This window comes from Actinopolymorpha sp. B11F2 (assembly GCF_040195635.1).
Lineage (GTDB): Bacteria > Actinomycetota > Actinomycetes > Propionibacteriales > Actinopolymorphaceae > Thermasporomyces.
The window spans coordinates 103,045-128,746 of the sequence record NZ_JBEFTX010000002.1 but is presented as its reverse complement, the minus strand read 5'-3'; the positions used below and the strand labels follow the sequence as shown (position 1 = coordinate 128,746).

Genomic DNA, 25,702 nt, shown 5'->3' with positions numbered 1-25,702 from the left:
ACGCCTCCGCATCGTCGCATGGGCAATGACGCCGAGCCACCTGGCTTCCGGCCTCGCAAGTGGAGTGAAGGAGTTCCCATGGACATTGTCGAAAGCTTCCAGAACGTTCTCGACCGTATCATCGGGTTCCTCCCCCAACTGCTCGGATTCCTGGTCCTGCTCATCATCGGCTACATCGTTGCCAAGCTGGTGGCAGTCCTGGTCCGCAAGGTTCTCGAGCGGGCGGGCCTGGATCGGCGCGTGCACGAATCCCATTCGCGCAAGTACGTGGAGTCGGTGTTGGCAGGTGCCAGCACGGCAAGAGTTGTCGCCGGAGTGGTCTTCTGGGTGATCTTCGCGTTCTTCCTCTTCGCCGCCATCGGGGCGCTGAGGATCCCGACCCTCACCACCTTCATGAACCAGGTCGTGGCATACCTGCCGAACGTCATCGCTGCCATCCTGATCTTCGCCGTCGCGGCGATTGTCGCCGGCACGGCCGCCGCGGCCATCGGCAGGCTGATGGGTGACACTCCGACCGGCAGGGTCGCGGCAACAGTCGTCCCCGCGTTGGTCATGGTCATCGCCGGGTTCATGATCCTGCAGCAGCTGCGCATCGCGGAGCAGATCGTCCAGATCGCCTTCGCCGCCACCATGGGGGCACTCGCCCTCGGCCTCGCCCTGGCATTCGGACTGGGTGGTCGGCCGGTTGCGCAGCGCATGTTGGAGGACGCCTACCAAAAGAGCCAGGAAAGGACGGAACGGGACAGGGCGGACGCGAAGATCGGCCGGCAGCGGGCGGAAGAACACCCCACCGCAGAAGGCGATCGAGGCGAGAGGGAAAGGACGTCCCCGCCGCCCGCGAGCACGACGCCCCGTGCCGGGATGCGCGGTGACACGGACGAACCGCCGCCGCGCCGCCCGTGACACAGGTGCCGCGTCCCACGCTCTCGGGCCAGAGCCGTGGGATGCCGCTGAGCTCACCACGCGGCTGAGGCACCCGCTGAGGCACCTCGTACACGCGAACCAGGCCCTGACCACATGCGGACCGGGACCCGCACGGCCATTGCCGCCGCGGGCGCGGAACTTATCGTGTGCCGCATCGGCTCTTTCCAGATTCGCGGTACCCGTTCAGCTCGCGTGGCGCTCGGGTCGATCGTGCTGGCGCTGGTCGCCGGGACGATCATCCTTGCCTCGTGGGGGTCGCCGCGCTCGCTGGACGTGTCACCACGTGCGTGCGGCGGGCCACCTGGCGTGCGGAACGCTCCCGGCGACGTGACGATCACGCGCCTTCGTACCGAATATCTCACCAACCCACTCGGCATCGACGTACGCCGGCCCCGGCTGAGCTGGGTGCTGGAGTCCACCCGCAACGGACTCGCCCAGACGGCCTTCCAGGTGCAGGTCGCATCCTCGCAAGACGCCCTTGACACGGGAGCTCCGGACGTGTGGGACAGCGGCAGGATCGCCTCGTCCGGCTCAGTCAATGTCGAGTACGACGGACCGGCGTTGCGATCCGCGACCCGTTACCACTGGCGCGTCCGGGTGTGGGATGGGGACGGTGCTCGTTCGCCGTGGAGCGGGCGATCGTGGTGGGAGACCGGCCTGCTGGACACCGACGAGTGGACGGCTCGGTGGATCTCTCCCGGTGACCACGCCCCGGGCGGCAGCTACCTGCGCGAGGAGTTCTGGCTGCCGGCGCGACCTGTCCGGGCTCGTGCGTACATCTCGGCACGCGGCAGCTACGAGCGTGGGCCCGACGACCAGGGCTTCTGCTGCGAACAGGCCTTCAGCCTGGCCCGCGGCATCGCCGAGGTGACGACGAACGGTCACCGGGTCGGCACCGCCGTCCTCGACCCGCCTCCGGTCGACACCCGCGCGCGGGCGCTGTACCGCACCGAGGACGTGACATCGCTTGTGCGCAAGGGCCGCAACGTGGTCGGCGTCATGATCGGCGAGGACTCCGACGTCCTGGTCCAGGTCGATGTCGACCTCGCGGATGGGACGTCGGTGAGAGTGGGTACCGGACCGACCTGGCGGAGTGCTCCCGCACCGGTGAAACGCGCGCATCGCTACCACGGGGAGACCTACGACGCCCGGACCGAGCGAGTTGGCTGGGACCTGCCGGGATTCGACGCCCGCGGCTGGCGGCCCGCCAGTCTCGCCGACGGCACCCGCGGGACACTTTCCGCGGCGATGCTCCCGCCGATGCAGGTCGTCGCCACTCACCGCCCAGCGGAGATTCGCCAGGTGGGCAAGGGCGTCTGGCAGCTCGACTTCGGTACGAACCTCACCGGATGGACCCGGTTGCGGGTCGATGCTCCTGCCGGCACCGAGATAGGCCTGAAACACGGCGAGGTCCTCGACAGCGAGGGCAGGATCGACAACGGCACCCTCAAAGCGGACGGACAGCGCCTGGACAACAAGCGGATCGGCGCGCAGCAGACCAACCGCTACATCAGCGCCGGCAATGGCCCGAGTGTGTGGGAGCCGCGGTTCGTGTACGCCGGCTTCCGCTACGTGGAGGTCAGCGGCCTGCCCGCGGCGCCGGACACGACGACGGTCGAGGCGCGTGAAGTCCACAACGATCTCCGCCCGGTGGGCCACTTCGTCAGCTCCGACCCGATGCTGAACCGGCTGCACGCGGCGAGCGTCCAGACCCAACGCAACGGAATGCACGGCATACCCGAGGACACGCCCACTCGCGAGAAGCGTGGCTGGCTCGCCGACGCCCATGTCGCCGCGCCCGCGGTGATGACCAACCTCGACGCGGCCGCCTTCTACACGAAGTTCGTCCGCGACATCCGCGACGCCCAACAGGACTCCGGCCTCGTCCCGGACATCGTGCCGGTGGAGCCGACGCCCGTGTGGCAAGGGCGTTCGGACCCGGCGTGGGGCGTCGCCACCATCCTGGTCCCCTATCACGTCTACCGGCACGAGGGTGACATCCGGATTCTCGACGAGCACTATGCCGCGATGTCGGCCTGGTTCCGACACATGCGCACCACGACGACCGGTCTCATCGTCGACTCACCTTCACAGGCATGGGGAAACGACTGGGTGGCGATCGAGGAGACGCCGGGCCGGATGTACCGCACGGGTTACTACTTCCTGGCCACGAGCCTGATGTCCGAGATCGCCGCCACACTGGGCAGGGGCCAGGATGCCGCGAGCTATGCGGCATTCGCGGGTGAGATCCGCGAGGCGTTCAACGCGACATTCCTCGACGCCGAGACGTCGAGCTACGGCGACAGTCAGTTCGCTCAGGCGTTCCCGCTCGTCCTCGGCATCGTCCCCGCCGACGACGTGCCGGCCGTGCGGCACCACCTCGTTCGTGACGTGGTGACCGAGCACGACGGTCACTTCACCGGCGGGCTTCCCGGAATCGCCTCCATTCCGGACGCGCTCGCGGCCGCCGACCGGGCGGACGTGGTGCTCGACGTCCTTCGCAGGCGTGACTTCCCGAGCTGGGGCTACATGCTCGACCACGGCCCGGGTACCCTCTGGGAACGATGGGACGGATCAGGATCGCGTAACCATCACATGTTCACTTCCATCGACCAGTGGTTGTACCGGTACGTCGCCGGCATCGACCAGGCCGAGGACTCTGCCGGCTTCAGAGAGCTCGTCTTCGCACCCCGTCTCACCGACCGGTTGGAGAGCGCCGGGGCCTCGCTCGAAACGCCTTACGGTGAAGCGGTGAGCAGGTGGTGCCACATCGACGAGCGGCTCGTGTATGACGTCACCGTTCCCGCGAACACCACCGCGAAGGTGCATGTGCCCGCCACGTCCCCGGCGCATGTGCGGGTGCGTACGTTCGACGACGGCGCCCTGGCGACGGCCGACGTGTCCGGCGCCGTCGACTTTCGTGGCATGGCTGACCGATCCGCTGTCTATCACGTCCGGTCGGGTCGCTACCAGTTCGTGTCGCGGCCGTGAGGGACACCGGCCCTGACGCCATCAGCCGCCCGGCCACAGCCACGAGCCGGCGCGGCGTCACACCCGCGGGGACTGCTGCAGTCGATCCCGGAGAGCGGTCAACCGGTCGAGCAGGACCTGTCGGGTCTCGTCGCCGTCCACGAGCCTCGTCGTCTCCACATAGCGGCGCAGGCGTGCCAGTCTGGTGAGATATCCGCGGGAGGCCTTCGCCCGCAGGGCAGCGGTCGCCCCCTCCTGCCCGCCCGCATCGTCCCCGATCGCGGCGAGCCGCCGTTCATACGGCTCGCGCCAGGCGCTGGGTACGTCGTCGGTATCCATGATCTCTTCGAGGTCGCGGTGCCGCTCGAGCACCAGCCTCGACACCGCCGCCTGGAAGATCTTCGCCGCCGCGAACACGATCGCGGCGAACAACACGGTGAAGACCACCAGGCTGGTGAGGATCATGCCCGCTCCTCCGCCGTCGCCGCGCCGGTCAGGGTCAGCTCGGAGGCGAAGTGACACGCGGCCAACTGGTCGGGCTCGCTGCCCGTCGGCGCAAGCTCCGGTTCCTGCTCGGCACAGATGGCCTGCGCGTACGGACAGCGGGTACGGAAGGGACAGCCCTCGATCTGTTGTGACGCGTCAGGGACCTCTCCCGCGATGATCTTCATCTGGCCGCGGTAGCGAGGGTGCGGCCTCGGCGATGCCGAGAGAAGGGCCTCGGTGTAGGGGTGCCGTGGCCTGCTGAAGAGCTGTTCGGTGGGTGCGACCTCGACGAGTTTGCCGAGATACATGACCGCCACTCGGTCGCTGATGTGCTGAACGACGCCGAGGTCGTGGGAGATCACCAGGTAGGTGAGCCCGTACGCATCCTGGAGATCCTTGAGCAGGTTGAGGATCTGGGCCTGGATGGACATGTCCAGCGCGGAGACCGGCTCGTCACAGACGATCAGCCGCGGACTGAGAGACAAGGCCCGGGCGATGCCGATGCGTTGCCGTTGACCGCCGGAAAAGGCATGCGGGTAACGGATGGCGTACTCCGGACGTAGCCCGACCTGCTCCATGAGAGCGGCGACCCGCTCCTCCAGCTGAGTCCCGCTGGCCATGCGGTTGACGAGGAGCGGCTCGCCGATGATGTCGCGGATCCGGTGCCGAGGATTGAGCGAGGCGTACGGATCCTGGAAGATCATCTGGATGCTGCGCCTGGCCTTCAGGAGTTCCTCACCGCGCAGACCGGCGACGTCGACGGTCCCGGACTCACCGGAAAAGAGCATCTGTCCGTCCGTCGGGTCGATTGCGCGCACGATCATCTTGGCGACGGTGGTCTTGCCACACCCGGACTCGCCGACGAGGCCGAGGGTCTCCTGTTCGTACAGGTCGAAACTCACCCCGTCGACCGCTCGGACATGGCCGACGACGCGCCGCAGAAAGCCCTTCTTGACAGGGAAATGCTTCTTCAGGTCGCGTACGCCGAGCAGGACGTTGGCGCCTGCCACGCTGGTGCCTGCCGTGTTGGTGCCCGCTGGGTTGGTGCCTGCCGTGTTGGTGCCTGCCATGTTGGCGCCGCCTTCACTCATGCTCGACATCTCCCACCAGGAAGCAGGCCGCACGATGTTCCGGGCCGACCGGCATGAGGGCGGGCTCCCGGACGTCACAGGTGCCGGACATGAACGCGTCGCACCGGGGATGGAACCTGCACGCCTTCGGCATCGCGTACGGATTGGGCACGGAGCCCTTGATCGACCGCAGCCTGGACTGGACCGTCTCCTCGACCATCGGGATCGACTGGAGGAGGGCCTGCGTGTACGGATGTCGTGGCTCGTCGAAGAGGTCCCATGCCGGTGCCTCCTCGATCACCCGACCGAGATACATCACGGCCACGCTGTCCGCCATCTCGGCGATCACCCCCATGTTGTGGCTGATCAGCATGATGGACATCCCGGTCTCCTCCTGAATGCTCTTCAGGAGCGCCAGGATCTGGCCCTGGATGGTGACGTCGAGGGCGGTCGTCGGCTCGTCGGCGATCAGGATGTCCGGTTCGCACGAGAGCGCCATGGCGATCATCGCGCGCTGCAGCATGCCACCGGACAACTCGAACGGAAACTGGTCGACGGTGCGCTTCGGTTGGGGAATCCCTACGCGGGCCAGCAGATCCATGGTCCTGTCCCGCGCCGTCACCTTCGACGCGTCGGTGTGGACGCGGATCGCCTCGATGATCTGTTTGCCGATCGTGTAGACCGGCGAGAACGCCGCCATCGGCTCCTGGAAGATCATCGCGATCTCCCGCCCGCGCACCGACCGGATGTCCCGCCCGCGGGGCTCGAACGTCGCCAGGTCGACGACGCTTCCGTCGCGGTGGAGCAGGATCTCGCCGTCGACGATCTTTCCGCCGGCACCCACGATCTGCAGGACCGACCGGGCCGTGACGCTCTTGCCGCACCCGGACTCCCCCACCACACCGAGCGTGGCGCCCTTCTCCAGCGTCAGGCTGACGTCGTCGACCGCGCGCACGACCCCTTCATCGAGGACGAAGTGCGTCTTGAGGTTCCTGATCTCCAGGATCGGCTGCCGTCCGTTCGAGGGGCCCTCGTCCCGGCGGCGGCCGTCCTCCTGGTCAGGTCGAGTACGGGTCGGCAGCATCGCGCAGCCCATCTCCTAGGAAGTTGAACATCAACACCACGACGATGACGGGAACCGCGGGGATCAGCTGCCACGGATGCTGGGCGACGGACACGACGTTCTGAGCGTCCTGCAGCAGTGTTCCCCAACTGACCGCGGGTGGTTGCATGCCGAGGCCGAGGAAGCTCAGGGCAGTCTCGCCCAGGATCATCGCCGGTACCGACAGAGTGATCACCACGATCAGGTGGCTGGTGAACGAGGGAATCAGGTGCACCAGCATGATCCGGCTGCGACTCGCGCCCGCGATCCGGGCCGACGTCACGAAGTCCTCCTCCCGCAGGGCGAGGAGCTTCCCTCGGACCTCGCGGGCGAGACCTGACCATCCGACGAACGACAAGATGATCACGATGAAGAAGTACGTGCGTACGACCGACCAGTCTCTCGGTAACGCCGCCGACAACGCCATCCACAACGGGATGGTGGGCAGAGCGAGGATGAACTCCACCATTCGCTGGATCACCGTGTCGACCAGGCCGCCGAAGTAGCCGGAGACCGCGCCGAGCGTCACGCCGAGGACGAATCCGATCGCCACACCCACCAGGCCGATCGTGAGCGATATCCGGGATCCGTAGACGACCCGCGACAGGATGTCCCGGCCCAACCGGTCGGCACCGAACAGCATCGCCGGTGGTGCGCCGGGGCCGGTCGTGAACACGTGCCGGTCCGTCTCGATGAGGCCCCACAGCTTGTACGACGACCCCTTGGCGAAGAACTTGATCGGATGGACCTTCGACTTGTCCTCCACGTAGGTGTGGCGCAGCGTCTTCATCGACAGCTCACGCTTGCGGCCATAGACGTACGGCCCGACGAAGCTCCCCTCGTGCACGACGTGGATGTCCGTCGGCGGGGCGTCCTGGTTGCCCTCGAAACGCTCGCTCTGCCCGTACGGCGCGAAGAACTCGGCGAAGAGGGCCACGACATACATCGCCACCAACACGCCAAGGGCAAACCGGGCGACCTTGTGTTTGGAGAAGCGCCACCACACGAGGCGCCACTGGCTCGCCTGGTAATACTCCTCATCCCGCCGTTCTTCGCCCGCGGGGACCGGTGGGACCTCGACCGTGCCAGCGCTCATCTCGCCGCCCTCTCGAATCGGATCCGCGGATCGAGCCACGCCAGTAACAGGTCGGCGATGAGCGTCCCGATGACTGTGAGCGTGGAAAGGATCAGGATGATGCTCGCCGCGAGATAGAGGTCCTGCCCGGTCACCGCTTCCAGCAGCACCGGCCCGGTGGTCTGGAGGTTGAGCACGATCGACACGAGCACCTCGCCGCCGACGATCGCCGGGAGCAACCAGCCGATGGTGGAGACGATCGGGTTGATCGCGATCCGCACCGGGTAGCGGAACAGGATGGGGCGTTCGCCGAGGCCCTTCGCCCGGGCGGTGATGACGTACTGCTTCTGCAGCTCATCGAGCAAGTTGCCGCGCATCACCCGGATGATCCCCGCCGTACCACTCATGCCGATGATGATCATCGGGAACCAGATCCGGCTGAGCAGGTCGAGAATCTTGCCCACGCTCCATGGTGCGTCCACGAAGTTCTGTGAGAACAGCCCGCTCATGTTGGCGCCGAACAACGAGTAGAAGAGCCACAGCATTACCAGCGCGAGCAGGAATCCGGGCGTGGCGAGGCCGATGAAGCCGATGAAGGTGAAGAGATAGTCGAAGACCGAATACTTGCGTACGGCCGAATAGATGCCGATCGGTACCGCGACCACGAAGACGAAGATCGTCGTGAAGAGCGAGATGGCGACCGTGAGCGGGACTCGTTCGGCCAGCACCTCCGACACCGGCTTGTTCCAGCGGTAGGAACGCCCGAAGTCGCCTTCGACGACGATGTCCTTCAGCCAGATTCCGTAGCGGTGGGCGACGCTGTGGTCCAGCCCGTACTGCCGGATCAGTGCGTCCCGCTCCGATGGCGTGAGCTCGACGCCCCGTTGCCTCATCTGCGCGACCAGGGTGGAGACGTAGTCGCCCGGCGGGAGCTCGATGATCACGAAACTGACCAGGGAGATGGCGAAGAGTACCGGAATCAGGAGCAGGACCCTCCGCGCGATGTATCCCGCCACTACTCACACACCTTTCGCGTGATCAGATAGCTAGCTGGCAGCCCCGGCAGCGCGCGGTCATTCGTCGATGAACCAGCTCTCCATGCTGATGTTGACGACGATTCCGAACTCCTGCTCCTTGACGCCTTCGGGCACGTTCTTCACGCGCGTGGTCCAGAACGTCGGGTAGTAGGAGTTCTCGACCGGGTTGAACGTCCAGACGTTGTCGCGGTAGCTCTTGAGGATCCCGTCGAGGGCCGCCTTGCCGTCCGGTGAGCCGACTCCGGCCGCCATGAACTGACCGTGCAACTCGAAGAGTTCCTTGACCTCGGGAATGGGTTCCTCGCCATCCTCGCCCCTGGTGTTGTTCCACAGCGTCCAGAGGGGACCCCAGTAGGTCCCGGGAAGGTAGTCGTCCCACCCGGCGCTGGGCCATAGGTTGTGGTGCGCCCAGATCGCCGTGGCCTTGAGCTCGTTGGCTTCCTGCCGCTCGCCGGCCACCGTCGCGTCGAGCTTGCGGATGGTGGTGAAGACGCCGACCTTCTTCCAGAACTCGGCGATCAGCTCACCCATCGGGATGTGGTCCTCGGACAGGTCCTGGATCTCGAACGGGACCCGGAACCGCTTGCCGTCCGGTCCCAGCCGGAAGCCCTCGCCGTCCTTCTCAGACAGGCCCATGTCGTCCAGCAGCCGGTTCGCCTCTGCCACGTCGTAGGTTCCGTTGCTGGTCTCCTTCGGCACGCTGGCGAACTCACCGAGGTAGAAGTTCTCGATGATCTCCTCACGGTTGATGGCGAGGTCCAGCGCCCGGCGGAAGTTGACGTCGCGCACGACCTTGCGCCACACCTTGTCGGTGTGGGTCAGGTTCAGCGCGAAGCTGATCGGGAGGCGGTGCATCTGGGCGACGTGCATGTTGACCTCGCCCTTGTCCGCCTTCTCCGCGATCAGGGATATCTGCCGCAGCGACGCCCGCTCGCCGAGGTAGTCGAACTCACCGAACAGTGCACGCGAGGTCAGCGTCTCCTTGTCCTGCACCAGCTGCGAACGAAGCTCGTCGATGTACGGCAACTGACTCCCCGCCGAGTCGAGCTTGAAGTAGTACGGATTGCGTTCGAAGCCGAACACCCCGTCGCTGGCCTTCGACATCACCCAGGCGGTCAGCGTCGGATGTCCCATGTACTGCTCGTTCGAGACGTCGAGCCAGGCGCCCATCTGCTTGGCGGTGAACAGGTTGAACCACTGGTCGGCGGGAATCGACTCCTCCTTGAGCATCTCCCGCAACTTCGCCTTGTCGGCGTACTTCTCGTGGAACTGCTCCAGGTAGTGCCTCGGCTTGATGATGTCGCCGTAACTGCGCCACTGGGCAATGGCGATCTGGGCCGGGAACGTGCCATAGGCCGCGTCGAAGGTCAGGCTGAAGGTGAACTCGTCGATCACCTCCAACTTCGCCGGCGCGTTGTCGGTGCGCCGAGCCGCCATCAGATAGTCGGGAAAGATCGGCGTGATCTCTTTGTTGTAAAGGACATCGTCGAACGCGAACCGTACGTCCTCGGTCGTCACCGGCTCGCCGTCGGACCACTTCAAGCCTTCGCGCATGTGGAACGTGAACACGGTGTTGTCGTTGTTCGCCTCGTAGCCGGCGACGACGTTGCCCACAATGGTTTCGCCCTGTGCATAGCCAAATCCGTTGGGTGCCCAGAGCATGGGCTCGATGTTGCCGAGGAAGATGTGCGGGTCGAAGTTCGGCAACTCCTGAGGGAGTTGCAGGGTTCCGCCGTACTTGCCCTGTGCCAGCTTGACGAACTTCTCGTCCACCAGCGTGCCCGGCTGGATGACAAACGGCTCCTTCGGCAGCCGCTCCGCAAGTGGTGGCAGGTCGCCGGACTTCACCCGAGCGGCCAGAACAGGCGACTCCTTGTACTGACCCGGCTTGGGGGTGCCTCCTGCACCACTGCCGGCGTTCGAACCCGTGCCGTCCTGCCCGGAGCAGCCCCCGACTACAACGCCGGCCGCGACGACGCCGAGAAACCTCCTGCGCGAAAGATCCCGCATCTCCATAACCCCTCCTGGCAGTGACACTCTCGTCCGTCCCCGTGGGGCAAAAGCAGGGCAAGTCAAAGGCATGTCCCCAGGCGTGGCGTCTCGGTGGAGGTGCCTGCCGGCTCCCTACACGTCACAACACCGCGGGAACACTCAGATATCGCTCATGAAGGCCCTCCTGGTCCGTCGGGCCACTGACAAGGTTGAACCTGGTAAAGGTCCACCCATGAAACGATTCACAAAATTGTGCATTGATGCTCTTCCCTGCGTCTGGTGATGTCAAGGCTCCGCCAGCCCTTCGCCATGACCTGTTCCGGCAGGTCATAGGACCTGACCGGGACCGGTCGCGCAGGCACAGGTGCTCGTGGAGCCTCGACGTTTGCGACAGGGGGTTTCCTCGCCGCGCCGCTCCCGGCTCCGGAAAGCTGACCCAGGCAGCTCCGGGCCAGCCTCGTCATCAACCGCCGGAGGACCGGTCGCCGGAGAACCGGTCGCCGGAGATCACCAGAGGGTGTCCAGGTCGATGGCCTCGGCCATCGCCTTCGTGCCGGCGTCGTTGGGGTGCAGGTGGTCTCCGGCGTCGTAGGCCGGGAGTATTGAGTCCGGGTCGGCCGGGTCGGCGAGCGCGCGATCGAAGTCGACGACCGCGTCGTAGGCACCGCTGGTCCTGATCCAGTGGTTGACCGTGTCCCGGATCTCCTCGTTGTGCGGGGTGTCGTAGCCGAACTCGTTGCCCTTGATGGGCGTGAGCGTGGCGCCGATGATGCGTACGCCATGCTCGTGCGCGGCCCTGGTCAGCTCGAGGTGGGCGTCGATGAGCTGCTCGGCCGTGACCGCCGGGGACTCCCCGCAGCCGAAGTCCGGCTGTCCGGCGGAGCCGATGTCGTTGATCCCTTCCAGCACGATCACCGTACGGATCCTCGGCTGGCCGAGGACGTCGCGATCGAACCGGTTCAACGCGCTCTCGCCGAGGCACGTCGAGTCCGTACGCAGCTTGTTGCCGTTGATTCCGGCGTTGACGACCCCCGCGGGTCGGCCAGCTGCCGCCAGGCGCTCGGCCAGCTCGTCCGGATAGCGGTTGTCCGCGCCCGGTGTGGAGATCGCACCGTCGGTGATCGAGTCGCCGAGCGCCACGACCGTGCCGGTCGAGTCGCCGTGCCCGCCGGACTGGTGGGCTCGGTCGCGTCCACCGGCCACGTCCACGCCGGACAGGTAGTACCACGAGTGGCTGGTCTCGCCGGCGTATGGCTGCCCGCCGTGGTCGCGAAGGTGGTCACCGGTGGCGCGGTAGGTGGTGGTCAGGCCGCCCTCGTGGAACGTCGCAGGGCCGGTGGGGGTGGCGAAGTACAGCGTGACGGTCAGCTTCTCCAGTGCTCTCGTCTGCAGGAGCGTCGGGTCGAAAGCCAGCTCACCGCCGGTGGGCACGGTCGGCGAGAACGAACCTCGGAAGGTCAACGCGCGCACCGTGCCTGGCCTGACCGCGGCGCCGTCGCCGGACCTGGCGATCGTCGCACCGGTGAGTCGCAGCGGAGCGCTGCCGTAGCGATTGGACAACCGGACGCGGAGCGCCGTCCCGCCCTTGCTCACCCGCACGACCTGGCGGAGCGACTGGTCGGCGAACCCGTCCATCGACCAGTTCGGACCGAACCACTCGTTCCCCGGCATCGGATGTTGGACGGCCGTCCCCCAGCCGGCGATCCAGCGCAGACCCGCCGTCGTGGTGGCCGAGGCGGCGGCCGCACCGTCCGCTGTGCTGCCTGCGGTCGTCGCGGTCGTTGCGGTTGCGGCAGTCGTCGCGGTCGTTGCGGTTGCGGCCGCCGTTGCCGCGGTCGCTCCGGCCGGCCCGAGCACGGCAGCCATGGCAGCAAGCACGGTGAGCATTGCCCTGGCCAGGACGGCTGGGCGGGACGCGCCGGTCGTGGACATCAGGTGTCTCCTTCAAGAGCCGATCGCAGGCCCAGAGGAGGACCCGAGGTGTGAACACGTACGTACTGACCACGCGACGAGGTCGAACTCATCGGTCGGACTCCACCCGGGCTTGACGAGGCTTGTCGACGGCGAACCAGGCGGCCAACCCCCGCACGCACCTCGGGCCGCCATCCACTCAGCCGTTATATGCGGAGTCTGTTGTTGCGTTGGGGGTTTCGGTGGGGGTCGATCCAGTCGGGTGGGACGACTTCGGGGTGGCCGTCGACTGCGGGGCGGATCTGCCAGGTGCCTTGGTGGATGAGTCGGTGGTGGTATCTGCAGAGGAGGACGCCGTTTGGGCGATCACGTCGGCCTGCTCGACGTTGATCTCACCGGCGTTCAACAGGGTCTGGGTCAACACCAGAGAGCTGTCCAGATCCTTGGCGAGGTTGACTCGGCGGCTGGCCTGGGCGGGCCGGATCTTCAGTAGTCCGGACACCCAGGTGCCCGTGCTGGTCGGGCCGGCGGTTCTGCCCAGGTCGCGCCGGTCGACCTTCCGGATCGCGGCCAACAGGCCAAGACCGGCGCGGGCGCCAGTGCCGGTGTCGGCGCGGGTGGTGGTGACCGCTTCCATGATCCAACCATTGACGTGACCACCGACAACCGCGGACCCGAAAACCCTGCCCAGTAAGACGATTCCGAAGATCCCTCGGTTCGGCCGGCGTCGTCACCGCCCCGGAACCGGATGGCCATGATCCCGCAGTGCACGAGCCAACCCCACGGCGTTAACCACGCTGTCACACGTCGGAAATCGCCGGGTATCGCTCGCCGGCTTAGGTTGAGGTGACTGTGCGGCGTCGCCTGTCGCAGGCGCTCAGTCGACCATCCACCATCGACCTTACTGACCTGACAAGGCGGGAGCAGCGTGACCTACAAGGCTGAGTACATCTGGATCGACGGGACTCAACCCACCGCGCGGCTGCGGTCGAAGACGAAGGTGCTCGCCGACGGAGCGGAGCCACCCCTCTGGGGTTTCGACGGGTCGAGTACGAACCAGGCACCGGGCGACAACTCCGACTGCGTACTCCGCCCAGTCTTCTCGTGCCCCGACCCGGTGCGTGGCGGCAACGACGTACTCGTTCTCGCCGAAGTGCTTGGGATCGACCTGACCCCGCACCCGTCCAACACTCGCGCGGCCCTCGAGAACGTAGCCAGGAAGTATGCGGCCGCGGAGCCGCTGTTCGGTCTGGAGCAGGAGTACACCTTCTTCAAGGACGGCCGCCCGCTCGGGTTCCCCGCAGGAGGCTATCCCGCGCCGCAGGGCTTCTACTACTGCGGAGTGGGAGCGGACGAGGTGCACGGCCGCGACATCGTCGAAGCCCATCTCGACGCGTGTCTCGAGGCCGGGCTACTCATCTCCGGCATCAATGCGGAGGTCATGCCAGGGCAGTGGGAGTTCCAGGTCGGGCCGCTTTCTCCGCTGGCGGTGTCCGACCAGCTCTGGACGGCCCGCTGGCTGTTGTACCGGATCGCGGAGAACTACGACGTCGCGGCGACGCTCGACCCCAAGCCGGTGAAGGGCGACTGGAACGGTGCCGGGTGCCACACCAACTTTTCCACCAAGGCCATGCGTGAGGGATACGATCCGATCGTCGCCGCGTGTGAGGCGCTTGGGGCCAAGGCGGACGAGCATGTCCGCAACTACGGTGCCGGCATTGAGAACCGCCTCACCGGCATGCACGAGACCGCCATGTGGACGGAGTTCTCCTATGGCGTGTCCGACCGTGGCGCGTCGATCCGTATCCCCTGGCAGGTGGCCCAGGACAAGAAGGGCTACATCGAGGATCGCCGACCCAACGCGAACGCAGATCCGTACGTGGTCACGCGCCTCATCACCGAGACCGTCTGCAGCGCCCAGCTCTGAGTGGTCCGGCCGGCTCGGACGTCACTCAGAATGTCGCGACCGGCGGGATCCGCGCCCTACCGCCATTTGCTCTGGAGGATCAGCGCAGCTAGGCCGTGGCTCCCTAGTCATCGACGGGAGCGGCGGCGAACACGGTCTGGACGTGGGACGGCCACGCGCGCCAGGTCTTCGCCGGGACTCTGAGCGCGGGAGACCGCCATCCGAGCCAGCTCCGCTGGTAGACGATCGCCAGCATCGTGCGTGCGCCGTCGGACTGGTTCGGCGTGCCGCGATGCCAGAGGCGGAGGTCTCGCAGGGCGATCGCGCCCACGGGGATGTTGAACCTCGCCGACGCGAGGGCACGAGCCCGGTCGGTCAGCTCTGCGCCCGCGTCGTCCGGGTGGTCCACGATCAGGTGCGAGCCGGGCCAGACCTCGGTGCTCCCGTTCTCCTCGGTGAAGTCGCAGAGAGGGATGTTGAGGACGACACCGGTCGTCGGAGTCGGTACGCCGAGCCCGCTGCCGAAGACGGGACCCGCATCACGGTGGACCTGCTGGTGGGTCGAGCCCGGGAACGCGGTGTTGGAGTTGTACAGGCAGCAGCGGTAGTCGGTCCCGAGGACGGCGGCGAGGACCTGCGCGACGACCGGATGAGCCACGACGTCGACGTCGGCGAAGGGTGGGAGGAGCGGCATCTGCATCTGGATGTGGTTCTGGCCGTCTGTCGGCTGCACACTGCGACTGCCGTTCGGTGCTGACCGCTCTTGGGCGAGCAGGTCGTCGTAGCTGGCCCTCAGGGTGGCGATCCGGTCGGCGTCGTAGGCGTTCCTGATGATCACCATTCCGGAGTCGCGGAAGGTACGCAGAGTCGCGGAGAGACGGGCGTCGTCCAGGAGACCCTCGCCGTGGGCCTCGGCCCCGGGCGAGCTGGCCTCTGGTGTCGTGACGTTCACAGCCCTCCTCCACATCGCCCGGCACCTCGTCCGGAGAAAAGTCCAGTGAAACCTAGGCTGCCCCTTCGGACCTGGTCAACGTCACGATGCGCCTGGTCGGGCACGGCCAAAACCGGTCCACCCGGCTTCACCGTGGACGCTGCACGGCCGGCTGTCGACGACACCCACCAACGCCACTAGGCTCGGTGACGGCGACCTCCCACGCCCAACCTCCGTGATCCACCCCCAGCGGGATCTGCAAGGAGGCAAAGGGGATCCGACCTCGGGTATGGAACATCGCCCACCTGTCACCACGGCTGTGTTCGGTATTGCTGGGGATCCGGCGCAGGTCGCGAAGGGGACGGGACGGAGATGGCCAGACAAGCCGCGCCTGGTGCGGGTGACCTGCACGAAGTCGCCGAGCGCTCGAAGCTCAGCGGAGCAGCCCTGGTCACCTGGGGCGACCAAGCGTGGGAGCATGGCGACGTCGATGCGCACCATGTGATCTACAGCGTCACGAAGTCGGTCATCTCCGCAGCGATTCTGCTGCTCGCAGGCGAAGGCGTCATCAGCCTCCACACACCGATCGCCGCTGCCCTCGGCGACGATCGATTCGACGCAACACCTGCGCAGCTTCTGTCGCACGTGGGTGGGATTCCCGACTACGGACCTCTTCCCGCCTACCACGCCGCTGTGTACTCGCACCCGTCCCAGCCGTGGACGGACGAGATGTTGGTCGAGCAGGTCCTCGCGGCCGAACCGGACCTCAGGCCAGGCAGGGCCTGGGCCTACTCCAACCTCGGCTACATGCTTCTCCGCCGGATCCTCGACGACCATGGTGGCCTGACGTCCCTACTCCCGGCGCTGGGCTTCTCCGCCGCGTCGGTCGCAGCTGACCTGTCAGGATTCGATCACGCGATGCCGGCGGTGAGCGCGAGGATCGGCGATGGACTCCACGACGTCCGTGGCCGCTATCACCCCGCCTGGGTTGCGCACAGGACGATCGTGACGACAGCACGCGAGCTGCACCGCTTCTGGAACAGGCCCCTGGGCGCGTTTCACGATCCGGCCACCGTCGTGCCGATGGCCCGCAACGGCTTTGGTTTCGACCAGGTGAGCTGGGGCCTCGGCGTGATGGTCCTGACCGACCCGAAGAGTCCACTCGGACCGGTAGTCGGGCACGGTGGCGGCGGTCCTGGCTACTCCGCCGCGATGTTCGCAGCTCCCAGCAAGGATGCGCTCGTGATCGTTCTCGAGCCAACCGAAGACTTCCCCGCGCAGGAAACGGCGCTCGCCCTGCTGAGAGCTGCGACGACCTGAACCGTCTTGCCCTCCGGGCCGTAGATCACCCCTCGCGGTCACGCAGTCGTCGCAGGTGGGCGGCGGGTGGGCGGAGGGCAGCCGAGAGCGCGCAGCTCGGCATGCCCTTCGGGCTCGCGGTCGGGCAGCAGGAGCAGCGTGCACGCCCGCTCGAACCGCGCGTCGAGCCGTTCCCACGCCGCGAGGGCCTCGGCGATGGCGTCGGGGTCGCGCTCGAGTCGTCCCCGGGCGCGGTCCAAGCACGCCGCGGTCCACCGGTGTTCGGTCGCCAGATGCTCGAGCTGGGCGAGTCGCTCGGCGGCGTCCGGGAGGCCGGCGACGACGGCCAACTCGGCTCCGGCGGCGCGGGCGTACCCCTCCCACCAGCGCTCCGGGAAGGCCGCGTAGGCCCGCTCGACCAGCACTCCGGCGCCCCCGACGTCGCCTGCATGGATCGCGATCCGGGCGTCCACGAACGCCATGACGGCCATCAGGTCGGGACTTTCGGCCGGGTCGTCGCAGCCGGCGACCGTGAGCGCGCGGGACCGCCACAGCTCATACCGCCCGTCGCCGCGTAGGCCGTGCACGAGTGCGGACGTCGCGAAGGCGGACGACATCCACGTCATGGCGGGCGAGCCGTCGCGCACCCAGTTGTCCCACAGTGCCCGCGCGGCGTCGGCGGCCTCGTCGAACCGGCCGGACAGCGCGCGCACCCGGATGAGCCGTGGCGCCGACAGGTACGGATGGTCGCCGACCGGGTCGTGCCGGCGCGCTCGTTCCACGGCCTCGCAGGCTGCCGGCAGGTCGCCCGCCGCCAGCGTGACGGACGCAGCCATGTGGTAGCCATCGGTGATCTCGGCCGCATCGGTGGGCTCGTGGGCGACCAATCTGCCGAGGATCCACATCCGCTCGGCGAGGATGCGTTGCGACTCGCGGAACCGGCCCGCGCGGATGGCGGCGACACCGAGCAGGTCGAGGGCGGCAGCGATCAGGGCCGGTTCGCCGGTCTGCCGGGCCGCGTTCACGGCAGCGCGCGACAGCGTGAGTGGGTTCGTCGGGTCCGTCGGCGCAGTGGGCTCGGTCGGCTCGGTCGGCTCGGTCGGCCCAGTCGGCCCAGTCGGCTCGGTCGGCTCGGTGGGCGCGGTCGGCTCGTGCCAGGCCCGGGCAGCGGCGAGCAGTGCGCCCGCGGTCGGATCGGCGCCGGCCGCGGTCGCCTCCCGCAGCAGCTCCGACCGCTGCTCGGAGGTCACCGCGCCCCAGAAGCCGGTCGGGTTGCGAAGGTTGACGACGACTGCCTGGGCCAGGGCGGCCGCTCGGGCGTTGTCCTCACCTTCGACGCGCGCCCGCTCGGCGGCGTCCAGGAGGAGGTCGAACGCCGCCGGACCGGCGGAGACGATGACGGCGGCATCGGCCGCGGCGCGCAGGTCACGACCCGCCGCCACCGCGTCGGCGGCCCGGTCGGCGGCGGCGCGGTAGTGGCCGCGGGCCTCCACGAAGAACCGGCGCGCGAACGTCAGATGGGCCAGGGACCGGCCGAGGTTGTGGGCGGTGACGTCCGGGACCGGCTCCGTCCCGGCCAGCGCGGCGCGGAGGTCGTCCGCGACGGCATCGAAGTCCGCCTCCCACGCGGCGGAGATCCGGGGCTCCAGTGCAGCTGCGGTGCCTGCCGCCCACTCCAGATGCCGCCGCCGGGCCGCGTCCGCCTCGCCCGCGTCGGCGAGTTGTTCCAGACCGAACGCACGCACCATGTCCAGCAGGCGCCACCGGCTCGGACCGGTGCCGTCGTGGACGAGCAGGCTCTGGTCTGCCAGCCGTCCGATGAGGTCGGCCAGTTCGCCGCGGGTCGCGCCCGGTGTGGTCGCCTCCGCGGCGGCCAGGTCGAATCCTCCGACGAACACGGACAACCGGCGAAACAGGGCCCTCTCGTCCTGGTCGAGCAGGTCGTGGCTCCACGCGATGACCGCGCGAAGCGAGCGGTGCCGCTCGTCGGCCTGCCGACCGCCGGTGAGCAGGCGCAGCTGATCGTCCAGCGCCGCGAGCAGGCCCTCGATGCCCAGGGACGCCGATCGGGCCGCGGCGAGCTCGATCGCCAGTGGCATGCCGTCGAGCCGGGCGCAGATCCGCGTGACCGCCGACGGATCGGCCGTGAAGTCGGGCGACACGGCCAGAGCCCGGTCCAGGAACAGGCGCTCGGCGTCGGAGTCCAGCGGCAGCGGCCGTACCGGCGCGACGTGTTCCCCGCTCAGCCCCAGCCGCTGCCGGCTCGTGGCCAGGACCGTGGTGCCCGGACACTCCGACAGCACCCGCTCCACGAACGGGCCGACCTCCTCCACGAGGTGCTCGCAGTTGTCGAGGACGAGCAATGACCGCCCCACGCCAAGCCGTTCGACGACGGAGTCCTCCAACGACCGTGCCGGCCGTTCGGTGACGCCCAACCCACCCGCCACGGTTGGTACGAGGAAACCGGCGCGGACCGGCACCAGGTCGACGAACGCTCCGCCGCCTGGGTACGAAGGCGCGGCGGACTCGGCCACGACCGCGGCCAGCCGGGTCTTCCCCACGCCGCCGGGACCCAGCAGCGTCACGAGTCGCGCCTGGGCCAGCCGCTCCAGCGCGACGTCGAGGTCCCGCGACCGGCCGACGAACGAGGTGCGGCTGTCCGGGATGCCGGTCAACCGGCCGCCGGTGGCCGGTGGCTCCGCCCCTCGTGCGGCCAGAACGGCCAGCTCCCGGCGGTCGGCGACACCGAGCTTGCGCAGCAGTGACGAGACATGGCTCTCGACGGTGCGTACGGAGATGTGCAGCCGGCCGGCGATCTGTGCGTTGGACTGGTGTTCGCCGACGGCAGCCAACACCTCCGCCTCCCGGGGCGAGATCTCCATCGGCTCCACCACAACATGGTCCCCCACCCGGTGTTCCGAGCTCGTTCCGTGCCCGCGTTTGGCGGTGGATCCGTGGTGGATCCGTGGTGGATCCGTGGTGGATCCGTGGTGGATCCGTGGTGGATCCGTGCTGGCCACGGATGGCCCACCGCGGCCGCCGGGGCCATGCTCGACAGGCCGGCAGATCGCCGGACCGACGAGATAACAGGGGTACAGACATGAGCAAGACCGTCTTCGACATCAGCATGTCTCTGGACGGCTTCGTGACCGCGTCGAACCAGACACCGGAGGAGCCGATGGGCGACGAGGGCCTGCGGCTGGTCGCCTGGGCGTTCGACACGGACGAGACGAACCGGCACCTCCTGGAGCGGTCCGGCGTGGCCCTGGGTGCCGTGATCTGCGGCCGCCGGACCTACGACCACTCGCTGCCGTGGTGGGGCGCGGACGGTCCGAGCGGGCTAACCCGGCGGCCGGTGTTCGTCGTCACGCACAAGGCCCCGGCCCACAACCCGCCGGGCGGGGTGTACCAGTTCGTGACCGACGGCATAGAGGGCGCGCTCGAGCGGGCCCATACCGCCGCCGGTGACAAGGACGTGTGCGTCATGGGCGGCGCCGACCTCGGGCGGCAGTACATCGCGGCCGGCCTGGTCGACGAGATCTCGATCCACCTCGTGCCAGTCCTGTTCGGCAGCGGCACGCGGATGTTCGAGGACCCATACGAGAAACACGTACAGATGGAGGTGGTCGACGTGCTCTGCACGCCGTCCGCGACCCACCTCAGGTACCGGATCGTCACGTAGCGAAGGATGTTGCCCATGACAGACCACGACATCGCGGCCCACGCTCAGGCCATCATCGACACGAACCTCTACCTGACGCTGGGGACGGTCGATGCGGCCGGCCGCCCGTGGACCTCCCCGGTCTACTTCGCCTCGGCCGGGGGCCGGGAGTTCTACTGGCTCTCGGCCACCGACGCCCAGCACTCACGCAACCTCGCCGAGCGTCCGCACGTGAGCATCGTCATCTTCGACTCGACCGTTGCGCCGTACCACGGACGCGCCGTGTACGCCGCCGGCGAGGCGCGCGAACTGTCGGGGAGCGACCTGGACCGCGCGCTCGACATCTACCCCCGTCCCGATGGAGAAGGCGTGACTCGATTCAACCGGGACGAGGTGGCCGCGCCAGCCCCGTACCGCCTCTACCAGGCAACGGCGGCGGACCTGTGGGTCCTGTGTCCCCGACAGCCAAGGCAGCCTTGCCCGCTCCACGGCCTCGCCAAGGACCACCGGACCCACGTGGCGCCGCCCAGCCCGTAACGGCGCCATTGCACGATGGGTACGAGGGGTCGCGCTCGGCACTCTTCCCCGGCGGCAACTCTGCGGGGACGGTCCAGGCGAAGGATCGCCGGCCAAGATGGTGCGGGCGTCACATTTCGCACCTGCACTCTGGTCCGCAGTGGTTGTAGCGTGATCCTGTGCTTGGCGTTGGCCGCGCGACCAGTGGAAACAAGTCGCCTGCATTACTCGGAATGCAGGTCTTCGGTGTGGCTGCGGCATATTACGCCGGTACGTACCTGGGTGTTCTCACGACACCGCTCGGTTTGCCGGTTACCTCGCTCTGGGTATCGGCGGGAGTTGCCTTGGCTTGCCTTCTGCTGTTCGGCGTCAAGGTGTGGCCGGGCATATTCGTCGGATCCTTCCTGTCAAATATGACGGCGGTGCCCGCACTCGAGGCGGTATTGGTCGCTTCTGGCAATACGATCGCCCCGGTATGCGCCTACTTACTCCTACGCCGGGTGGGCTTCCGGATAGAGTTGGATCGGATCAAGGACGCGGTTTCGTTTGTGCTCCTGGGCGCGTTCGCGGCGATGTCACTGAGCGCCTCCATCGGCACTGCGGCTCTCGTAGCGGCGGACTCCTGGCCGGCGAGAGACTTCCTGCACCTGTGGTTCGCGTGGTGGTCGAGCGATGTGCTGGGCGTCCTGGTGGTGACGCCGCTCCTACTCCTTCTGCGCGAATTTCGCCTCGTCAGGCACGTCGGATGGTCGAGACGGATTGAGTTCGTCGCCCTTCTACTTGCCACCCTGACTCTTACAATAGTCGCAAATTTCACCTTCGGCCTGGTATTTCTCGGTTTCCCGCTCATTGTGTTTGCAGCGCTGCGGTTCCAGTTGAGTGGAGTGGCACCCTGTGCTTCATTAGTGGCCGCAGTCACCATTGAATCCGCGGGTCGCGGGTATCGACCTTTCGAGGGCCGCGGCCTGCTGGAGAGCGTCTTCATCCTTCAAGTTTTCAACGGTGCCCTCGTGCTCACCGGCCTCCTCCTTGCCGTGGTGATAACGCAGTGGCACCGCGCGCGGGTCGACGTACAGCTCACCTGCTTCCAGTTGGCCGACGCTGTAGGCCGGCTACAACGAAGCATGCTCCCGGACCTGGAAAAACACGGAGATGCGGGCAAAGTCCCTTCCCGGACAGTAGGTGAGGAGGGGAGTCCGCGCAGGCTGCGAGACTCTGGCCGTAAGTGGCGTGAAGCCAGCTGACAGTTCCGACCTTCCCAACGATCAGAGACTCCGGACGCGCCGCGGTGGATCATTGTTGCCCGCCAGCGGGTGGGTCGGGCGACGCTTGGGGCGTAGGACGGCGAAGAGGCCCGAGGCCAAGGCCATACCGACCAGCACGAGGAGGCCTCCAAGCACCTGACCGGTGGCGAGCTTCTCGCCGAGGACGGTCACGCCCAGCAGGGCCGCCGTGACAGGGTTGAGGAGAAGCAGCGAGGCCGAGGTTTCCGCGCGCACACGACGCACGCTGGCCATCACGAGGGTCTGTCCGGCCACCATCACGAAACCGAGCCACACCAGCGCTACCACCGCGTCGACGCGCCAGTGCGTGGGCATGATCATGCTGCGCTCGAACGTCGCCAGCCAGGCGAGCACCACGACAACCGTCAGCACGGCCGCCGAAAGGGCGGTCTGTTCTGGCCTGATACCGAATGGACTGAGCCACCGACGACCAAGGACCAGGTAACAGGCGTAGCTGACAGCCGCGCCCAGCCCCGCCGTCATCCCCGAGACACTCGTGTCTGCCAGGGAGAGCTGAGCGAGCAGGCCCGTGCCTACCAGCGCGCTGACGAGACCGGCGACGGCGCGGGCGCGGAGCGGTTCGCGCAGAAGCAGCGGGGCGATGGCCGCTGAGAGGATGGAGTAGAGCGCGACGACGAAGCCCGTGATGGTCGAACCGACGCCTGCGACGGCAATGTTCATCCCGACGATGAAGACCGGCCCGCTGAGCACACCGAGCACGAGTACGCGACAGCGGCGGCCCCAACGCGCCACTGGCTCCCTGTGCTCAGGTCGCGTCGCCCGACGCCTCCTGGTCCGCTGGACCAGGAGGAGGGCAGCGAGGAGAAGGGCGCCGACGCCGCCGCGCCACATCGCCGCCGACGTGGGCGTGAAGGAGCGCAACTGGAACGCCGTCGCCACGAAGGCACTGCCGAACAACACCGCGGCAGATGCCGCCGCACACGCGCCGACCCGCACGTGCTGAGAGCTGGGGGTGGCCTGATGATCCGCCGCCAGCGGGCGTTCGCTCCCCTCGCGATCGCTGACGGATGGATGAGTGGGACTCATGGGCCGGCCTCCCCATCCCTGCACGATCCACACCGGCTCACTGGCAGGCGCGGACGACCCACCTACAACACCCGGCCGGCCATGGCCCCGGTGACCTCGCCATGCGCGACCGCGTGCTGACCGTTGACGTAGACGGCCGAGATTCCCCGTGGATTGCGGGCGGGAGTTCGGTAACTCGAGTCGGTCGAGACCGCGTCCGCGTCGAAGACCACCAGATCGGCGGCATAGGACGTTCGGACGAGTCCTCGGCGTTCGAGGCCCAGACGTTCGGCTGACCGTCCCGTCATCTTGGCGATCGCCTGCTCGAGGGAGAGAACACCTTCCTCGCGGACGTAGTGACCGAGCACGAGGGGAACCCAGCCCCAACAGTTGGGGTGATGGGCGACTTCGCCCGGCCCGCCGTCCCTGGTGCCCCGCCAGCCATCCGATCCGATCGTGAAGAGCGGATGGGTCATGCAGTCGCGCACGTGCTGCTCGCTGAACAGGCGTCCGTTGACGGTGACACGGCCCATGCCCTCGCCTTCGTCCTCGAACAACTGCAGCAGGGCGTCGTACGCGTCGGTGCCCAGCCTTTGGCCAAGGACGTCGAGACTCTGGCCGACCCACTCCGGATGGGCGCTGGAGTAGGCCAGGGTCACCCGGTCCCAGGCGCCGGTCGCCGCGAACCTCCAGTACCGGTCGTTGTCGTCGTGGATCCGGGCTCGCAGCTTCGGATCCCTCAGCCGTCGCAGCGTGCCCGTAGCCCCGCCCTCGAGAGCCCAGCCAGGCAGAAACGCCGTGGCCAAGCCCGGTCCGGTGTCGAAGGGAATCATGTCCGCCTCGACGTCGAGACCGGCTCGACGTGCCTCCTGTAGCTGATCGAGGACCCGCTCGGTCGCACCTGGAGCGTGGCCAGGCTTCGCCATGAGATGCGAGAGTTGCAGTGTCGCCTGGGCATCGCGACAGGCGCGAAGAATCTCCGCCGTGGACTGCTCGTAGTGCTCGTCCCGGTTGCGCATGTGGCAACCGAGGAAGGCATCGTGGCGTCCAACGACCGTCGCGAGTGCGGACAGCTCACTCACGTCAGCACGGCGGGTGGGCGGGTATTCCAGCCCGAACGAAAGACCGCGTGCTCCATGGTCGAGAGCCTGCTCGGCGAACCCGACCATCGCCCTGACTTCCTCCGAGCGCGCGGGACGATCGTCGAACCCCATCACCGCACTGCGGATGGCGGCATGCCCGACGAGGTAGTAGCAGTTGGTGCCGGTACCTTCACGCACACGTTGCAGATACTGGTCGACGTTCTGCCAGTCCACCCGTACGCCTGGCTGCCAGGCAAGGGAGCGCTGGGTCAGGCCATCGGCGTTGAGGTCACTGATGGGAGCGTAGGACTGGCCGCAGTTGCCGACGACCTCGGTCGTCACGCCCTGCCGCAGAGCCGACCTGCCGTGGCGCTCCTCGAGCATGGTGAAGTCGGAATGCGTGTGGATGTCGATGATGCCGGGAGCGACGACCTGACCCGACACGTCGACAGTGGTCCTGGCGGCAACGCCTTCGTCTGTTCCGACATAGGCGATCACGTCACCCTGGATTCCGACATCGGCGCTGAACCGGGGCTGTCCGGTGCCGTCGACCACGACGCCGCCCTCGAGCAGGACGTCAAGCGGGCCAGCGGTCACGACTGATCACTCCCCGCCGGGATGGGCATCTGGAACCGCGCCATCTCGCACAGGACCGCGGTGAGCTTCTCGACGATCAGGTCGGCCGTTCCGCGGCCACGCTCCGCTGTGGACTTGCGTGGGTCGCCCATGACACCGGTGGTCGAGACGTCCTGCGAAAGCCAGGCGAAGGTGACCGGTCCTCGCAGGGTCAGGTGCTCGATTCCGTCGGCCATCTTGGGGAGTTGTCCCAGCGACTCCGTCCGCTCTGCCCGGACCAGTTCCGGCGCGAGATGGAGCAAGAGGGATGTCTCCCACTCACCCGCATGGGTTCCCCATCGGGCTTCGTCGTCATCGTGTTCTTCGTCGGGAAGACCCATGAGAAAGACCGTCAGGGGAAACACCATCAGTCCGGTCTTCTCCCGCACATCGCGGGCAACGTGACTGAGAACACCGGGATTTCCACCGTGACTGTTGAGGAGCACGAGCCGTCGAAAGCCGCTCCTCGCCACCCCGTCCGCGATGTCGTGGATGACGGCGGAGAGCGTGGACGCCGAGAGCGTGAATGTTCCGGGAAACGCCCTGTGCTCGTTGCTCTTGCCGTAGACCAGGGGCGGCAGCACCCACAGGCGTGCGTTCTGCGGTGCGCGCTCGAGCGCTCGGCCGAGCAGGACCTGGCCGATCAGCGTGTCGCTGACGATCGGCAGGTGCGGTCCATGCTGCTCGATGGAGGCCACCGGCAGAATCACCGCGGCGTCGGCTTTGGGCAACCCCTCGATATCGGTCGTCGTCAGGTACGGCAGGTATCTTTCCTTCGGGATCGGCCCATGAAGGTTCATGGTGTTCTTCCCCACA

Annotated in this window: 20 protein-coding genes; 7 read left to right on the top strand and 13 right to left on the bottom strand. The window is 67.5% G+C overall.

Annotated features, from left to right (window positions below):
- The first annotated feature begins 78 nt into the window (after nucleotides 1-78).
- Together ABN034_RS04475 and ABN034_RS04470 are read left to right on the top strand one after the other, a co-directional pair.
- Nucleotides 79-903, top strand: a complete 825-nt coding sequence (locus tag ABN034_RS04475) for a mechanosensitive ion channel family protein (protein WP_349325532.1) — start codon at nucleotides 79-81, stop codon at nucleotides 901-903.
- A 348-nt stretch (nucleotides 904-1,251) separates the two neighbouring features.
- Nucleotides 1,252-3,915, top strand: coding sequence for a family 78 glycoside hydrolase catalytic domain (locus ABN034_RS04470; protein WP_349689694.1), 2,664 nt, complete (start codon nucleotides 1,252-1,254; stop codon nucleotides 3,913-3,915).
- 57 nt (nucleotides 3,916-3,972) lie between these two features.
- On the opposite strand, the gene ABN034_RS04465 is transcribed toward ABN034_RS04470, so the two are convergent.
- The 8 genes from ABN034_RS04465 to ABN034_RS04430 form a co-directional block, all read right to left on the bottom strand.
- On the bottom strand, nucleotides 3,973-4,359 hold the full coding sequence (locus ABN034_RS04465) for a hypothetical protein (RefSeq protein ID WP_349689693.1): 387 nt from the start codon (nucleotides 4,357-4,359) through the stop codon (nucleotides 3,973-3,975).
- Nucleotides 4,356-5,471: an ABC transporter ATP-binding protein gene (locus ABN034_RS04460; protein ID WP_349689692.1), complete on the bottom strand. Its 1,116-nt coding sequence runs from the start codon at nucleotides 5,469-5,471 to the stop codon at nucleotides 4,356-4,358. The genes ABN034_RS04465 and ABN034_RS04460 overlap by 4 nt, the downstream gene beginning before the upstream one ends.
- Complete coding sequence (locus ABN034_RS04455) at nucleotides 5,464-6,534, bottom strand: ABC transporter ATP-binding protein (protein WP_349689691.1); 1,071 nt, start codon at nucleotides 6,532-6,534, stop codon at nucleotides 5,464-5,466. The genes ABN034_RS04460 and ABN034_RS04455 overlap by 8 nt, the downstream gene beginning before the upstream one ends.
- A complete protein-coding gene (locus ABN034_RS04450) occupies nucleotides 6,509-7,648 on the bottom strand; it encodes an ABC transporter permease (protein ID WP_349325537.1) in 1,140 nt (379 codons plus the stop codon). The genes ABN034_RS04455 and ABN034_RS04450 overlap by 26 nt, the downstream gene beginning before the upstream one ends.
- Nucleotides 7,645-8,643, bottom strand: a complete 999-nt coding sequence (locus ABN034_RS04445; protein ID WP_349689690.1) for an ABC transporter permease — start codon at nucleotides 8,641-8,643, stop codon at nucleotides 7,645-7,647. Before ABN034_RS04445 ends, ABN034_RS04450 begins: the two co-directional genes overlap by 4 nt.
- A gap of 57 nt (nucleotides 8,644-8,700) precedes the next feature.
- Nucleotides 8,701-10,674, bottom strand: a complete 1,974-nt coding sequence (locus tag ABN034_RS04440) for an ABC transporter substrate-binding protein (RefSeq protein WP_349689689.1) — start codon at nucleotides 10,672-10,674, stop codon at nucleotides 8,701-8,703.
- Nucleotides 10,675-11,163: 489 nt separating this feature from the next.
- Nucleotides 11,164-12,588: an SGNH/GDSL hydrolase family protein gene (locus ABN034_RS04435; RefSeq protein ID WP_349689688.1), complete on the bottom strand. Its 1,425-nt coding sequence runs from the start codon at nucleotides 12,586-12,588 to the stop codon at nucleotides 11,164-11,166.
- A gap of 178 nt (nucleotides 12,589-12,766) precedes the next feature.
- Nucleotides 12,767-13,204, bottom strand: a complete 438-nt coding sequence (locus tag ABN034_RS04430) for a DUF222 domain-containing protein (RefSeq protein ID WP_349689687.1) — start codon at nucleotides 13,202-13,204, stop codon at nucleotides 12,767-12,769.
- A gap of 291 nt (nucleotides 13,205-13,495) precedes the next feature.
- On the opposite strand from ABN034_RS04430, the gene glnII reads away from it, so the two are divergent.
- On the top strand, nucleotides 13,496-14,494 hold the full coding sequence (gene glnII, locus ABN034_RS04425) for a glutamine synthetase (protein ID WP_349689686.1): 999 nt from the start codon (nucleotides 13,496-13,498) through the stop codon (nucleotides 14,492-14,494).
- A 103-nt stretch (nucleotides 14,495-14,597) separates the two neighbouring features.
- On the opposite strand, the gene ABN034_RS04420 is transcribed toward glnII, so the two are convergent.
- Nucleotides 14,598-15,425, bottom strand: coding sequence for a phytanoyl-CoA dioxygenase family protein (locus ABN034_RS04420; protein ID WP_349689685.1), 828 nt, complete (start codon nucleotides 15,423-15,425; stop codon nucleotides 14,598-14,600).
- A 351-nt stretch (nucleotides 15,426-15,776) separates the two neighbouring features.
- On the opposite strand from ABN034_RS04420, the gene ABN034_RS04415 reads away from it, so the two are divergent.
- Nucleotides 15,777-16,724, top strand: coding sequence for a serine hydrolase domain-containing protein (locus tag ABN034_RS04415; protein WP_349689684.1), 948 nt, complete (start codon nucleotides 15,777-15,779; stop codon nucleotides 16,722-16,724).
- Nucleotides 16,725-16,762: 38 nt separating this feature from the next.
- On the opposite strand, the gene ABN034_RS04410 is transcribed toward ABN034_RS04415, so the two are convergent.
- Nucleotides 16,763-19,585, bottom strand: a complete 2,823-nt coding sequence (locus ABN034_RS04410; protein ID WP_349689683.1) for an ATP-binding protein — start codon at nucleotides 19,583-19,585, stop codon at nucleotides 16,763-16,765.
- A gap of 218 nt (nucleotides 19,586-19,803) precedes the next feature.
- On the opposite strand from ABN034_RS04410, the gene ABN034_RS04405 reads away from it, so the two are divergent.
- The 3 genes from ABN034_RS04405 to ABN034_RS04395 all read left to right on the top strand — a co-directional run bounded on the left by ABN034_RS04405 (nucleotide 19,804) and on the right by ABN034_RS04395 (nucleotide 22,124).
- Nucleotides 19,804-20,385 (top strand): dihydrofolate reductase family protein, encoded by a 582-nt coding sequence (locus ABN034_RS04405; RefSeq protein WP_349689682.1) that lies wholly within the window; start codon nucleotides 19,804-19,806, stop codon nucleotides 20,383-20,385.
- Between the two features lie 15 nt (nucleotides 20,386-20,400).
- Nucleotides 20,401-20,901, top strand: coding sequence for a pyridoxamine 5'-phosphate oxidase family protein (locus tag ABN034_RS04400; RefSeq protein WP_349689681.1), 501 nt, complete (start codon nucleotides 20,401-20,403; stop codon nucleotides 20,899-20,901).
- A 158-nt stretch (nucleotides 20,902-21,059) separates the two neighbouring features.
- On the top strand, nucleotides 21,060-22,124 hold the full coding sequence (locus ABN034_RS04395; protein WP_349689680.1) for an MASE1 domain-containing protein: 1,065 nt from the start codon (nucleotides 21,060-21,062) through the stop codon (nucleotides 22,122-22,124).
- Nucleotides 22,125-22,145: 21 nt separating this feature from the next.
- On the opposite strand, the gene ABN034_RS04390 is transcribed toward ABN034_RS04395, so the two are convergent.
- The 3 genes from ABN034_RS04390 to ABN034_RS04380 all read right to left on the bottom strand — a co-directional run bounded on the left by ABN034_RS04390 (nucleotide 22,146) and on the right by ABN034_RS04380 (nucleotide 25,686).
- Nucleotides 22,146-23,210 carry a DMT family transporter gene (locus tag ABN034_RS04390; protein ID WP_349689679.1) on the bottom strand — a complete coding sequence of 355 codons (1,065 nt, stop codon included), beginning with the start codon at nucleotides 23,208-23,210 and terminating at the stop codon, nucleotides 22,146-22,148.
- A 62-nt stretch (nucleotides 23,211-23,272) separates the two neighbouring features.
- Nucleotides 23,273-24,868 carry an N-acyl-D-amino-acid deacylase family protein gene (locus tag ABN034_RS04385; RefSeq protein ID WP_349689678.1) on the bottom strand — a complete coding sequence of 532 codons (1,596 nt, stop codon included), beginning with the start codon at nucleotides 24,866-24,868 and terminating at the stop codon, nucleotides 23,273-23,275.
- Nucleotides 24,865-25,686, bottom strand: a complete 822-nt coding sequence (locus ABN034_RS04380) for a creatininase family protein (protein WP_349689677.1) — start codon at nucleotides 25,684-25,686, stop codon at nucleotides 24,865-24,867. The genes ABN034_RS04385 and ABN034_RS04380 overlap by 4 nt, the downstream gene beginning before the upstream one ends.
- Between the last annotated feature and the right edge of the window lie 16 nt (nucleotides 25,687-25,702).

What these genes read in the sequence shown, in the direction of transcription:
- ABN034_RS04475 (WP_349325532.1), top strand. Translation starts at nt 79, where the DNA reads ATGGACATTGTCGAAAGCTTCCAGAACGTTCTCGACCGTATCATCGGG.
- ABN034_RS04465 (WP_349689693.1), bottom strand. Translation starts at nt 4,359, where the DNA reads ATGATCCTCACCAGCCTGGTGGTCTTCACCGTGTTGTTCGCCGCGATC.
- ABN034_RS04460 (WP_349689692.1), bottom strand. Translation starts at nt 5,471, where the DNA reads ATGAGTGAAGGCGGCGCCAACATGGCAGGCACCAACACGGCAGGCACC.
- ABN034_RS04455 (WP_349689691.1), bottom strand. Translation starts at nt 6,534, where the DNA reads ATGCTGCCGACCCGTACTCGACCTGACCAGGAGGACGGCCGCCGCCGG.
- ABN034_RS04450 (WP_349325537.1), bottom strand. Translation starts at nt 7,648, where the DNA reads ATGAGCGCTGGCACGGTCGAGGTCCCACCGGTCCCCGCGGGCGAAGAA.
- ABN034_RS04440 (WP_349689689.1), bottom strand. Translation starts at nt 10,674, where the DNA reads ATGCGGGATCTTTCGCGCAGGAGGTTTCTCGGCGTCGTCGCGGCCGGC.
- ABN034_RS04435 (WP_349689688.1), bottom strand. Translation starts at nt 12,588, where the DNA reads ATGTCCACGACCGGCGCGTCCCGCCCAGCCGTCCTGGCCAGGGCAATG.
- ABN034_RS04430 (WP_349689687.1), bottom strand. Translation starts at nt 13,204, where the DNA reads ATGGAAGCGGTCACCACCACCCGCGCCGACACCGGCACTGGCGCCCGC.
- ABN034_RS04415 (WP_349689684.1), top strand. Translation starts at nt 15,777, where the DNA reads ATGGCCAGACAAGCCGCGCCTGGTGCGGGTGACCTGCACGAAGTCGCC.
- ABN034_RS04410 (WP_349689683.1), bottom strand. Translation starts at nt 19,585, where the DNA reads ATGGAGATCTCGCCCCGGGAGGCGGAGGTGTTGGCTGCCGTCGGCGAA.
- ABN034_RS04405 (WP_349689682.1), top strand. Translation starts at nt 19,804, where the DNA reads ATGAGCAAGACCGTCTTCGACATCAGCATGTCTCTGGACGGCTTCGTG.
- ABN034_RS04400 (WP_349689681.1), top strand. Translation starts at nt 20,401, where the DNA reads ATGACAGACCACGACATCGCGGCCCACGCTCAGGCCATCATCGACACG.
- ABN034_RS04390 (WP_349689679.1), bottom strand. Translation starts at nt 23,210, where the DNA reads ATGAGTCCCACTCATCCATCCGTCAGCGATCGCGAGGGGAGCGAACGC.
- ABN034_RS04380 (WP_349689677.1), bottom strand. Translation starts at nt 25,686, where the DNA reads ATGAACCTTCATGGGCCGATCCCGAAGGAAAGATACCTGCCGTACCTG.